Annotated in this window: 8 protein-coding genes; 4 read left to right on the top strand and 4 right to left on the bottom strand. The window is 60.2% G+C overall.

All coding sequences use genetic code 11. The annotated features are described in order from the left end of the window. Positions 1–77 precede the first annotated feature (77 nt). From Q0K17_RS01610 to Q0K17_RS01600, 3 genes are all read right to left on the bottom strand, one after another. Positions 78–299: an HPr family phosphocarrier protein gene (locus Q0K17_RS01610; RefSeq protein WP_294539101.1), complete on the bottom strand. Its 222-nt coding sequence runs from the start codon at positions 297–299 to the stop codon at positions 78–80. 411 nt (positions 300–710) lie between these two features. Next, the gene (locus Q0K17_RS01605; RefSeq protein ID WP_294539097.1) at positions 711–2,876 is read right to left on the bottom strand and encodes a Tex family protein; all 2,166 of its coding nucleotides are present in this window, start codon (positions 2,874–2,876) and stop codon (positions 711–713) included. Between the two features lie 53 nt (positions 2,877–2,929). Then, a complete protein-coding gene (locus Q0K17_RS01600; RefSeq protein ID WP_294539094.1) occupies positions 2,930–5,290 on the bottom strand; it encodes a YfhO family protein in 2,361 nt (786 codons plus the stop codon). 91 nt (positions 5,291–5,381) lie between these two features. On the opposite strand from Q0K17_RS01600, the gene yfbR reads away from it, so the two are divergent. After that, positions 5,382–5,984 carry a 5'-deoxynucleotidase gene (gene yfbR, locus Q0K17_RS01595; protein WP_294539091.1) on the top strand — a complete coding sequence of 201 codons (603 nt, stop codon included), beginning with the start codon at positions 5,382–5,384 and terminating at the stop codon, positions 5,982–5,984. Positions 5,985–5,987: 3 nt separating this feature from the next. On the opposite strand, the gene dusB is transcribed toward yfbR, so the two are convergent. Beyond that, positions 5,988–6,965 carry a tRNA dihydrouridine synthase DusB gene (gene dusB / locus Q0K17_RS01590; RefSeq protein ID WP_294539088.1) on the bottom strand — a complete coding sequence of 326 codons (978 nt, stop codon included), beginning with the start codon at positions 6,963–6,965 and terminating at the stop codon, positions 5,988–5,990. A 135-nt stretch (positions 6,966–7,100) separates the two neighbouring features. Here dusB and polA point away from each other — a divergent pair, with 135 nt between their 5' ends. From polA to Q0K17_RS01575, 3 genes are all read left to right on the top strand, one after another. Next, complete coding sequence (gene polA, locus Q0K17_RS01585) at positions 7,101–9,617, top strand: DNA polymerase I (protein ID WP_294539085.1); 2,517 nt, start codon at positions 7,101–7,103, stop codon at positions 9,615–9,617. A 25-nt stretch (positions 9,618–9,642) separates the two neighbouring features. Then, entirely contained in the window at positions 9,643–10,650 is a 1,008-nt protein-coding gene (gene tsaD / locus Q0K17_RS01580; protein WP_294539082.1) for a tRNA (adenosine(37)-N6)-threonylcarbamoyltransferase complex transferase subunit TsaD, read from the top strand. 66 nt (positions 10,651–10,716) lie between these two features. Further along, on the top strand, positions 10,717–12,381 hold the full coding sequence (locus Q0K17_RS01575; protein ID WP_294539079.1) for a glutamine--tRNA ligase/YqeY domain fusion protein: 1,665 nt from the start codon (positions 10,717–10,719) through the stop codon (positions 12,379–12,381). Positions 12,382–12,662 lie beyond the last annotated feature (281 nt).

Genomic DNA, 12,662 nt, shown 5'->3' with positions numbered 1-12,662 from the left:
AAAAACAAAAGGGGCCCGCTCCCTGACCGGGAGCGGGCCCTGCTTTTTTCAACCCCGTTGCGGGGCGGTTTCCTTCATTACTGCTTCAGCGCACGGACAACGCGGTCCAGTTCCTGCTCGTCTTCGCAGACGATCTTGACAGGGCGGCTGTAGTCCAGGCTCATCATGCCGAGGATGCTCTTCGCATCGGCGATGCTGCCCTTCATGTCATGCACGCCAACCTCGTTATAGCATTTGGCAGCGGCAGACACGATCCCCTGTACTTCGGTGAAGTTGGAAACCTTGACTTGTCTTACCATATTGAAGACCTCCATACATATCCCCACGCGCCGGCCTATTCCGGCGCGGACAAGGCATCGGGAGCCGCGCTCCGTACCTTTGCCTTGCGTGGGTATTATAGCATGATTATCGCCCTGGAATTCATGTTGCAGACAACGGAGGTCTTGTTTTCTACAGGATGCACAAAAGGGCTATTTCTTCATTTTCCGTTTTGTGGGCTATTACAATTTTCAGTGAACACTTCCGCCTTTTTATCACCAGTTTTTATATCATTATTTCTTTATTTTTATATGATAGTTTTCCATTTTATGGTTTCGGGCCTTTTTTTCCATTTTTTGCACATTCTGTATAAGGGTTGTTCGCATCGTACGCACAACATTACTCCATAATGAAAAGGTTTTTCGGTTTTTCTCCCCCGATCCCGTCATTTTTTACTGTGCAACGCCCTTCATTGTCAGTGCAATGCGTTTTTTTGCCGTATCCACCTGAAGAATCTTCACCTTGACGACCTGGCCGACCTTGAGCACGTCCCGGGGATGTTTGACAAAGCGGTCCGAGATTTGGGAAATGTGCACAAGGCCGTCCTGATGCACCCCGATATCCACAAAAGCGCCAAAATCAATGACGTTCCGTACCGTACCGGTGAGTTCCATACCGGGCTTGAGATCCTCCATCCCCATAATGTCACTGCGCAGAAGCGGCTTGGGCAGGCTGTCGCGCACATCCCGGCCGGGGCGGCACAGTTCCGCTGCGATGTCCATAAGGGTCGGTTCGCCTACGCCCAGGGTCTCGCACAAGGCGGCGGCGCCTTTGGTTTTGATGCGGCGGGGCAGCTCCTGCATGGTGTCGGTGCCGATGTCCGCGGCGGTGTAGCCGCAGGCATCCAGCAGCCCCTTGGCGGCGGCGTAGCTTTCGGGGTGAACGGCGGTGCCGTCCAGGGGATTCTTGGCGCCGGGAAGCCGCAGGAAACCGGCACACTGCTCAAAGGCCTTGGGGCCCAGGCCCTTGACCTTTTTCAGCTGGGCGCGGGAAGTGAAAGCGCCTTCCTCCTCCCGTCGGGCCACGATATTCTTGGCGGTGGCGGCGGTGATGCCGGCCACACGGCGCAGCAGAGGCGCCGAGGCGGTGTTCAGGTCCACGCCCACCGAGTTGACGCAGTCTTCCACCACACCGTCCAGGGTCTCGGTCAGGCGCTTCTGGGGCATGTCATGCTGGTACTGGCCCACGCCGATGGCCTTGGGATCGATCTTGACCAGTTCGGCCAGGGGGTCCTGCAGGCGGCGGGCGATGGACACGGCGCTGCGCAGGTTCACATCAAACTGGGGAAACTCTTCCGCCGCCAGTTTGGAGGCGGAGTAGACGCTGGCGCCGGCCTCACTGACCACCATGTACTGCAGATGCAGGCCTTTTTCCGCGGCCAGTTCCCGGATGACCTGGGCGGCAAACTCCTCGGTCTCGTGTCCGGCGGTGCCGTTGCCGATGGCCATGAGCTCCACATGATGCTGCAGGACCATGGACTTGATCCTGGCCTTTGCCTGGTCCACCTTCTTGAATTCCGGCACCGGATAGACCACACCGGTATCCAGCACCTTGCCGGTGGGGTCCACCACCGCCACCTTGCAGCCCATACGGTAGCCGGGGTCCAGACCCATGACCACCTTGCCCGGGATGGGCGGCTGCAGCAGCAGCTGGCGCAGGTTATCGCCAAAGACCGAAATGGCCCCTTCCGCCGCCGCGGCAGTGAGGTCGGCCCGCAGCTCGTTTTCCAGGCTGGGGTGAATCAGCCGGGTATAGGCATCCTTTGCGGCGGCTTCCACCAGCAGAGCGCTGGCACCGCCGGTCTTTTTGCGGGCAAACATCCAGGCAACAATGGCCGCGGCACGCTCGGCATCCACAGCGATGCTGACCTTGAGAAAACCTTCCCTCTCGCCCCGGTCCAGGGCCAGTACACGGTGGCCGGGAATCTTGGACAGGGGTTCGCTGTAATCATAATACTGGGCGTAAACGCTGTCCTCTTTCTTTGCCTGCACGCTCCGGATCTGGCCAAAGGCACGGTAATACCGGCGCAGCTCGGCACGGCAGCGGGCATCATCCGAGATGAACTCGGCAATGATGTCCTGGGCACCGGCCAGGGCGGCGGCCGCATCGGGCACTTCTTCGGTGCAGTAGGCGGCGGCCTCCTGTTCAGGGTCAAAGTCAGCGCGCTGCGCCAGCAGAGCATCCGCCAGAGGCTGCAGCCCCCGGGCCCGGGCGATGCTGGCCCGGGTCTTGCGTTTGGGCTTGAAGGGGCGGTAGATGTCCTCCACCTCCGCCAGAGTCTTGGCGGCAGACAGGGCTGCGGACAGTTCCGGCGTCATGGCCCCCTGTTCACTGATGGAGGATTCCACCTCGCCCTTTCGTTTGTCCAGACCGCGCAGATATTCCAGACGGTCCCCCAGGGTGCGCAGCGCCTGGTCGTCCATGGACCCGGTGGCCTCCTTGCGGTAACGGGCAATGAACGGGATGGTATTGCCCGCATCGATCAGGTCAATGGCCCCCTGGACGTTCTTGGCGGACAGGGACAGTTCCTGTGCGATTTGTTCGGCGTAGTTGCTCATGGTTTCTCCTTTTTCACTGAAATGACCTTTTATATACTAAAGATATATAAAATTTATGATAGGTGGTTTTCGGGCTGCTTCCGGCGGCGCAAAACCAGCAGATAGACCGCATATGCGGCCAGAGCCGTCAGGCTGACGGGCACCGACACGGACAGGCCGGGGGTGCGGTAGGTAAAGAGAATCTCGCTCTCCCCTGCCGGCACCGGTACCGCCATCAGCCCGTTATCCACATTGAGGATGGGCACCTCCTGTCCGTTGACGGTGGCGGTAAACCCGTCATCGTAGGGAACGCTGAAAAAGACCAGCGTGTCTTCCTGCTGGCTGCTCACGGCAGAAAACCCGGTGCGGGTGGCCGTGAAACCGGTCACCCCGCTGGAGCGGCGGTCGGCACAGTCCTGCACATACGTCTCGTAGTCCCGGGATTCCAGCAGGTCCTCCGGCAGCGGCTGGAGGGAGCCGCCCCAGGTTTCGGCCTGTTCTTCGGTGAGGAGCAGGGCTTTCATCAGAACCTGGGCCCGCTCATTTTCCGGCAGATTCTCAAAGCGGTCGGGGGTGATATAATACTCATAGGTAAATCCCATAGGGACCCAATCCTGATTTTCGTACACCGCGTAGTGTTCGGTGGAACTGACCAGGGCCCAGCTGCGGGTCATATCGGCTTCCCAGGCCGAGACCTTGTCCTCCGGCACCAGGGTATAGCGCACGCTGAGCAATCCCCGCAGGGCATACAGGTCCATATCCGGTTTGGAACTCACATCCCGGGTGACGCCCACAGAGGGATAGAATTCCAGAATATGGGGCGCCACCGTGGAATGGAAACACTGGATGCAGCTCTTGTCCAGCCAGATGCCCATATTATTGTAGCACTCATAGGCGTCCAGCCGGTAAAAGCCGTCCGAGGGCAGAGCGTCGTTCAGTTCGTCCACATCACCCCAGGTTTCGGCAGGATAGTCCAGGTCATGGTCCCACTGTCCGTATTTGCAAATGGAAATGTGCACGGTACCGTACACAAAGGTAAACCCCAGGATGCCCGCCAGAAGCACCGAAGAAAAACGGCGGGGACGCCGCAGGCCGTAGCGCAGCAGCAAGGCAAACAGCCCCACCCCCAACAGGCTGAGGATGAACAATCCCCAGAAACGGTACTGGTTATCCACCACGCCCAGCACAAAATTGCCGTCCTCGTCGGTGTTGGGCACCAGGGCAAAGGCGGCGGCGGATACAGTCACCACAGCTGCCAGCCCCAGGGCCCGGGGGACTTCCGTTTCCCGCACGCCTTCGTGGCGCAGGGCCATGGCACTGGCCGCACACAGAATCAGGATGGGCATGTAGTACCAGCGGGCATAATAGCTGGAATTGAGGGCGTAAAAGGCACTGTTGAGCACCGGCACGAAGGCACAGACCACACAGACTTTCAGGATCCGGGTGAAGGGGTGCCGCCGCCAGACCCGGCAGAAGGCCAGACCGGCCACGATCCCCACCACCGGCAGATACGCCGTCAGGCTGGTCCATTTGGTGATGCCCTGGGTAAACAGGTCGGTGAGATAGGGCGCATCCGGCGCCATAAAGGCACTGTACAGGATGGCCAGATACTGCTGGGGATTGCCGTACACCAGATAGCCATATCCATTGAAAGGATCGATGGTCCGTGGATTCTGCAGAAGAGACAGTCCCGCCGGAAGGAGCAGTACACACCCCATGGCACAGCCCAGCAGGGTTTCCAGGGCAAGGCGGCCAAACAGGCGCAGGGTCAGGCGATACCGCTTTGACAGGCACATGCACACAAAGTAGACGACCAGAAACACCGCCTGTCCTGCAAAGAAGAAATAATTGTTGAGCAGGTTCAGGGCCGCCCAGAAGGGGAACCGGCCATATTTACGGTCCAGCACCGCCTCATCCAGGGCGTTGAGCATATATGGGAACAAAGCCGGGGCGTCCAGAAAGAAATAAAAGAAGATATTGTAGATATTGAATCCGCAGAATGCGTACAGCACGCCGCCGATGATACTCCATTCCTCACTGCGCACCCACCGGCGCATCCAAAGGTAGGCCCCGCCCCCTGCCACGGCAAATTTCAGGCAGAGCATGGGCACCATGGTAAAGGGCATCCAGCGGGCAGGGATGAGGATGGTCAGCCAGAAAAAGGGCGATCCCAGGCAATAATAGGAGTAGGCATTGAGGAACCCGCTGCCCAGGTCGGTGGCCCAGCTGAAAGAACCGCCCTGCTTGACGAAATCGTTGGCGTAGGCGTAGAACGGGATCATCTGGTCGTTGAAGTCGCCTGCATAATGGAAGAAGCCGCCGGTGACCCCGTCAATGATGCAATGGGGCACGAACAGAACGGCCGCCAGCACCAGACAAAGGCCGAACACCTGCCAGTAGCAGGTGCGGCGCGCACGCAAAGGCAGCAACGACATGGAAAAACCCTCCTTTGGACGGAAAAAACCGTTTTCCAACGCCGGGGAATGTGGTATACTGAATCTATTGTTTCAGAAAGGATCTGCTCAGATGAAAACGTTTCCCTTCAACGCCCTGCTGGGGCGGATGAAATACATCACACGATGGGCTTTGATGCGCAATGGCCGGCCCGAAAGCCTGAGCGAACACACCGCCGACACGGCTCTCATCGCCCACACCCTGTGCCTGATCGCCCAGAACTGCACCGGTACGGGAGCCGGCATCCGACCGGACACGGTGGCCACCGCGGCACTGTACCACGATGCCCCGGAGATCCTGACCGGAGACATGCCCACGCCGGTAAAATACAAGAACGATGCCCTGCGCACCGCCTACAAGGCAGTGGAGGCGGAGAGCGCCCGGGCTATGGCCGGACTGCTGCCCCCGGAATTGCAGAACACCGGGGTGCTGTATCTGACCGGGACCGTGCTTTCCGATGCGGAGCGCAAACTGCTGAAAGCGGCGGACCGGCTTTCGGCCCTGATCAAGTGCATAGAGGAAAGTCAGGCCGGCAACCGGGAATTCGAGGCGGCCATGGCGCAGCAGCGTCAGGCGCTGGTGGACATGCACTGTCCGGAAGCCGACTATTTCATGGAGCACATGCTCCCCTGCTACACCCAGAACCTGGACGAGCTGACCCGGGGACGGTTCTGAGCCTTACTCCTGACAGCGGTAGACCGCGTCGATGAGTTTGTCCACATCCTCAAAATGAGACAGGGTGGCACAGGCACGGCGCAGGGCGGCCGCCCCGCGCAGACCTTTCATATAATGCATGGCCTGACTGCGGGCCTGGGGCATGGCCGCCCACTCCCCTTTTTCCTCACACATTTCGTAGATCTGGTTGCGAAGGGCGGTCATCCGCTGGTTGAGGGTGGGCTCCGCCGGCTGGGGCTGACCCAGCATGGCAGCCCGCACCCGCTCAAACAGCCAGGGATCCCCCAAGGCGCCCCGGCCGATCATGACACCGTCACAGCCGGTGCGTTCCATCATCTCCATGGCGCCCTCGGCGGTGGTGATGTCGCCGTTGGCCAGTACCGGGATGGACACCGCCCTTTTCATCTCGGCGATGGCTTCCACGTTCACCGGCGGGATGTACATCTGTTCCCGGGTGCGGCCGTGCACCACCAGAAGGTCGGCGCCATTTTCCTCACAGGCAGCAGCCACCCGGGGACCGGTCAGGTGTTCCTCGTCCCAGCCGATGCGCATCTTGACGGTGAGAGGGGTATCCGGGCCCAGAGCCTGTCGGGCGGCTTTGACCATGGCCCCGCACAGATCCGGGTCCAGCATCAGTTTGCTGCCCGCTCCGCTGCCGGTGATTTTGGGCGCCGGACATCCCATATTGATATCCAGGATATCGAATTTGACGCCCTTTTCCCGCACAATGGCAATGGCATGGGCCAGGATCTCCGGCTCGTTGCCGAACAGCTGGATGGCATATACCCCGCCGGGGGCATCATCCCGCAAAAGCTGCACACTTTTATGATCGCCGAAGGTGATGGCCTTGGCACTGGCCATCTCGCTGACGCTCCAGGCCGCACCGTGCCGCATCATAAGATGCCGGCAGGCGGCGTCGGATAATCCGGCCATGGGGGCGAACACCGCTCCCGCCGGGATATTCAGGTTTCGTAACTGCATGGGGACCTCTTTCTTACAAAACGGTACGGGCGCCGTGCGCCCGGTCAGATTATTGTACCACACTCCCCACAAGTTCGCAATTTGTGATATACTGGTTCCGGCTGTTTCAGCCGAACTTTTACAACGGAGGACAAAATGAAACTGCTGGTACTGGATGGCAACAGCCTTTTGAACCGCGCATTTTTCGGCATTCGGGTACTGACCACCAAGGACGGAAAGTACACCAATGCCATTTTCGGATTCCAGAATATTCTTCTGAATCTGCTGGCAAACCACAGCCCCGACGCCGTGGCCATTGCCTGGGACGAACGCGCCCCCACCTTCCGCCACAACGCCTTTGACGGGTACAAGGCCACCCGTCACGGTATGCCCCCCGAACTGGCCGAGCAGATGCCGGTGATGAAGCAGCTGCTCACCGACCTGGGATTTGCCCAGGTGAGTCTGGCCGGATGGGAAGCCGACGACATCCTGGGCACCCTGTCCGCCGCCTGTGAGGCCGCCGGCGGACAGACCCTGCTGGCCACCGGGGACCGGGACAGCCTGCAGCTGGTGGACGACAACACCACCGTTCTGCTTGCCACCAACAAGGAGACTCTTGTCATGGATCCGGCCGCCATCCGGGAAAAGTACGGGGTGGAGCCCATTCAGCTCATTGAAGTGAAGAGCCTGATGGGGGATTCCTCGGACAACATTCCGGGCGTGCCGGGAATCGGCGAAAAGACCGCCCTGGCTCTTGTCCAGAAGTTCGGCAGCCTGGAAGGGGTGTACGAGCATCTGGATGACAAGGCCATCAAACCCAAGCAGCGGGAAAAGCTGGCAGCTTCCCGGGAGATGGCCGACCTCTCCCACATGCTGGGCACCATCCGCCGGGATGCCCCCATTGACACCGACCCGGAGCATTACCGCCGGACCAAGGGGGACCCCGCCGCCGCAGCCAAGCTGCTGGCGGAACTGGAAATGCACAAGCTGGCCGCCCGCTGGGGGCTGAACCAGGCGGAATCCGCCGAACAACCCCAGGAAGAACTGCCGAAGGTGACCGCCTCTGCCCTGCCTCTGGTGCCGGAAGGCCGGTATTATCTGGCCTGCACCGCCGGTAAGGAGGGCGGGGCCTGGTATGCCGTGCAGGGCAGCGAGGTGTTCGCCCTGGACGAAAGCCGCCTGTCCGGACTGCTGGACAGCAGCGCCGATCTGTTTGTGTTTGATGCCAAGCCTTTGTACCGGCTGGCCTTGGAGCACGGCGGCGTGGGAGCCGCCATCCGGTTTGACGGCAAGCTGGCCGCTTACCTTTTGAATCCGTCCGCCAGTGATTACCAGGTAGCGCCTCTGGCGGCAGAATACGGTGTTGCCCCTGCCTTTGCCTGCGAGGAATACCCGGATGCCGGCGTGCTGGCCGCTGTGTGCGACACCCTGGCCCAACACCTGGATGAGCAGGGGCAGCACAGGCTGCTGGCCGAGATGGAACTGCCCCTGGCCCGGGTGCTGGCGGACATGGAACGCATTGGCTTTGCGGTGGACGCCGAGGGCATCCGCGCTTTCGGGGACAGTCTGCGGGCGGAACTGGACGGGATTCTGCGGCGCATCTACAACGCCGTGGGGTATGAGTTCAATCTGAACAGTCCCAAACAGCTGGCCGAAGCCCTGTTTGACAAGCTGGGGCTGCCGCCCCGCAAAAAGACCAAGAGCGGGTATTCCACCGACGCCGAGACGCTGGAAAGCCTGCGCCCCTACAGCGAAGTGGTGGACGACATCCTGAAATACCGCACCTATGCCAAGCTGCTTTCCACCTATGTGGAGGGACTGCTGAAAGCCCAGGGGCCGGACGGGCGCATCCATTCCACCTTCATCCAGACCGAAGCCCGCACCGGGCGCATCAGCTCCACCGAACCCAATCTGCAGAACATTCCCATCCGCACCGAGCTGGGCAGCCGTCTTCGGGGCTACTTTGTGGCCGGGGAGGGCTGCACCCTGGTGGATGCCGACTATTCCCAGATCGAGCTGCGGATCCTGGCCCACATCACCGGCGACGAGGCCATGTGCCATGCCTTCGCCTCCGGGGCGGACATCCACCGCTCCACCGCGGCCAAGATCTACCACATTCCGGAAGAGGAAGTCACCCACGAGCTGCGCAGCGCTGCCAAGGCCATCAACTTCGGCATCATGTACGGCAAGGGGGCCTTCTCCCTGGGTAAGGACCTGAACATTCCGGTGAAGGAAGCCGAACGGTTTTTGCAGACCTATCTGAACACCTTCCCCAGTGTGGACGGATATATGAAAGACTGCATTGCCCACGCCAAGGAAAAGGGATATGTGGAGACCCTCTTCGGCCGCCGCCGGCCTTTGCCCGAGCTGGCCAGTTCCAACTTCCAGGTGCGCAGTTCCGGCGAGCGGATGGCCCGCAACACCCCCATCCAGGGAACGGCCGCGGACATCATCAAGCTGGCCATGGTCCATGTGTGGCAGCGGCTGCGGGACGAAGGCCTGCGGTCCCGGCTGCTCTTGCAGGTGCACGACGAACTGATTGTGGAAGCACCGCTGGAGGAAGTGGAACAGGTCAAGGCCCTGCTGAAGCAGGAGATGGAGCAGGTGGTGCAGTACCGCGTGCCCCTGACCGCCGAGGTGGGAACCGGCAAGACCTGGCTGGAAGCACACTGAATATAAAAAGAGGACTGGGATTTTTATGTATATACTGGGATTTGAATCCACCTGTGACGAGACCGCGGCCGCTGTGGTCAAGGATGGGCGGGAAGTCTGCTCCAACGTCATTGCCACCAGCGTGGCCGAGCAGGCCCTGTACGGCGGCGTGGTGCCGGAGATCGCCAGCCGCCGTCATGCGGAAAACATCAGCGCCGTGGCCGAAAAGGCCCTGGCGGATGCCAACCTGACCATGGCAGACATCGACGCCGTGGCCGTGACCTTTGCGCCGGGGCTGATCGGTGCTGTGCTGGTAGGGGTCAACTTTGCCAAAGGGCTGGCCTACGCCGCCGGCAAGCCCCTGGTGCCGGTGCACCATCTGCGCGGCCACATCGCGGCCAATTATCTGACCCACCCGGACCTGAAGCCGCCTTTCCTGTGTCTGGTGGCCAGCGGCGGGCACAGCCACATCGTACTGGTGCAGGATTGGTGCCGGTATCAGATCCTGGGCCGCACGGTGGACGATGCCGCCGGCGAAGCCTTTGACAAGGTCGCCCGCACCCTGGGCCTGCCCTACCCCGGCGGCCCCAGCGTATCCCAGGCGGCCCGCACCGGCGACCCCCATGCCTATCGCCTGCCGGTGCCCCATGTACAGGGCAAATACAACGTGAGTTTTTCCGGGCTGAAGACCGCCGTGGTCAACGAGGTCCACAACGCTCAGCAGCGGGGCGAGACGGTGAGCGTGCCCGATATGGCCGCCAGCTTCCAGGAGCGCATTGCCCAGATCCTGGCCAAGAAGCTTCTGGCCGCCGCAGCCGACAACGGCGCCAAGACGGTCTGTCTTGCCGGCGGCGTGGCAGCCAACGGACGGCTGCGCCAGCTGGTGAACGACGGCGTACAGAAGCTTGGCGCCAAGGTGTATCTGCCCGAGCTGAAATACTGCGGAGACAACGGAGCCATGATCGCAGCACAAGGGTATTATGAGTATCTGGACGACAACCTGGCCGACTGGACCCTCAACGGCCTGCCTACCCTGGAGATCGACTACCGGTGAGGGGTTGCGTTCTACGGCCATTTATTGTAAAATATGGGATTGTAACATTCGATTTGGGGTGTCATTATGTCTGAAGAAAAATTTTCCAATTTTATAACCGAGGTCATCGACGCCGACCTGGCCGAAGGCAAGGTCAAGGAGATCCACACCCGGTTCCCGCCGGAACCCAACGGCTACCTGCATATCGGTTCCGCCAAGGCCATCTACATCAACTACATGGTGGCCAAAACCTACGGCGGCAAGTTCAATCTGCGCTATGACGATACCAACCCCGCCCGGGAAGACGACGAATATGTGCAGAGCATCCTGCGCGATCTGAAGTGGCTGGGCGCCGAACCCAACGGTGGCATCTTCTACGGCAGCGATTACTTTGAAAAGTGCTACGAGTACGCTGAGAAACTCATCAAAGAAGGCAAGGCCTATGTGGACGACCTGACCCGGGAAGAGATGCAGGAGTACCGCGGCAACGATGCGGGCAAGCCCAGCCGGCCTTCCCCCTACCGTGACCGCACGCCGGAGGAGAACCTGGACCTGTTCCGCCGCATGCGCGCCGGCGAGTTTGCCGACGGCGAAAAGACCCTGCGCGCCAAGATCGATCTGGCCAGCCCCAACATGAACCTGCGTGATCCGGCCATCTACCGCATCAAGCACGTGCATCATCACCGCCAGGGCGACAAGTGGTGCATCTATCCCCTGTACGACTTTGCCCATCCCATCCAGGACGCCATCGAGGGGATCACCCACTCCCTGTGCAGTCTGGAATTCGAGAACCATCGCCCGCTGTATGACTGGGTCATCCGGAACATCTTCGGCGGCGAATTTCCCAAACAGCGCGAGTTTGCCCGCCTGAACGTGACCAACACCGTCATGAGCAAGCGGTATCTGCGGGAACTGGTGGAAAAAGGCATTGTGGACGGCTGGGACGATCCCCGCATGCCCACTCTGAGCGGTCTGCGCCGCCGGGGCTACACTCCCACCAGCATCTTTGAGTTCGTACGCGGCGCCGGCATCTCCAAGGCGGACAGTCTGGTGGACATGCGTCAGCTGGAAGCTGTGCTGCGCGCCGAGCTGGAACTGAGCGCCCAGCGCCGCGTGGCGGTTCTGGACCCGGTCAAACTGATCATCGACAACTACCCCGCCGACAGCTGCGAATATTTTGACCTGCCCAACAACCCCAACCGGGAGGCCAACGATTCTTCCACCCGGCAGGTGGCCTTCACCAGGGAAGTCTGGATCGACCGCAGTGACTTCTTTGAGGTCCCGCCGCCGAAGTTCAAGCGCCTGACCCTGGGCAGCGAAGTCCGCCTGATGGGTGCCTATCTGGTGCGCTGCACCGGCGTGGACAAGGATGCGGAGGGTAACATCACCGCCATTCACGCCGAGGCCGACCTGGAAACACGCAACGGCAACCCCGCCGATGGCCGCAAGGTCCGCGGCACCATCCATTGGGTGAGCTGCGAACACTGTGTGGATGCCGAGGTGCGCCTGTATGACAAGCTGTTTACCGAAGCCAACATGAACAGCATCCCCGACGACGCCGACTTCAAGGATTATCTGAACCCGGAAAGCGTCACCGTCATGCCCCATGCCAAGCTGGAAAAGAGCCTGGAAGGCGCCCAGCCCGGTGAACGGTTCCAGTTCGTGCGCACCGGTTACTTCACGCCGGACAGCCATGATCCGCATGTGTACAACCGCATTGTGATCCTGAAGGACAGCTTCAAATTGAACTGATTGATCTGAATATACAAAATAGGCCATAGAAAAGCCCCCAACTGTTCGGAATTTCCGGAAAGTCGGGGGCTTTGTTTATACGATTTTTTTACGACTTTACGACTCAAATACAACCTAAATTCATACTGTATTTTACATTATTATGCAGTATCACACATAAAGAAAACCGCGCAACAATGAGATTTCCTCATGTATACGCGGTTTTCTTTTGGCGGAGTAAGAGGGATTTGAACCCTCGCGGCCCGTTAAGACCCTACGCCCTTAGCAGGGGCGCCTCTTCG

The organism is uncultured Gemmiger sp. (genome assembly GCA_944388105.1).
Lineage (GTDB): Bacteria > Bacillota > Clostridia > Oscillospirales > Ruminococcaceae > Gemmiger.
This window is presented reverse-complemented; position numbering and strand designations above follow the sequence as displayed.

Coding starts and splice junctions, on each gene's coding strand:
- Q0K17_RS01610 (WP_294539101.1), bottom strand. CDS start 299: ATGGTAAGACAAGTCAAGGTTTCCAACTTCACCGAAGTACAGGGGATC.
- Q0K17_RS01605 (WP_294539097.1), bottom strand. CDS start 2,876: ATGAGCAACTACGCCGAACAAATCGCACAGGAACTGTCCCTGTCCGCC.
- Q0K17_RS01600 (WP_294539094.1), bottom strand. CDS start 5,290: ATGTCGTTGCTGCCTTTGCGTGCGCGCCGCACCTGCTACTGGCAGGTG.
- yfbR (WP_294539091.1), top strand. CDS start 5,382: ATGAAAACGTTTCCCTTCAACGCCCTGCTGGGGCGGATGAAATACATC.
- dusB (WP_294539088.1), bottom strand. CDS start 6,965: ATGCAGTTACGAAACCTGAATATCCCGGCGGGAGCGGTGTTCGCCCCC.
- polA (WP_294539085.1), top strand. CDS start 7,101: ATGAAACTGCTGGTACTGGATGGCAACAGCCTTTTGAACCGCGCATTT.
- tsaD (WP_294539082.1), top strand. CDS start 9,643: ATGTATATACTGGGATTTGAATCCACCTGTGACGAGACCGCGGCCGCT.
- Q0K17_RS01575 (WP_294539079.1), top strand. CDS start 10,717: ATGTCTGAAGAAAAATTTTCCAATTTTATAACCGAGGTCATCGACGCC.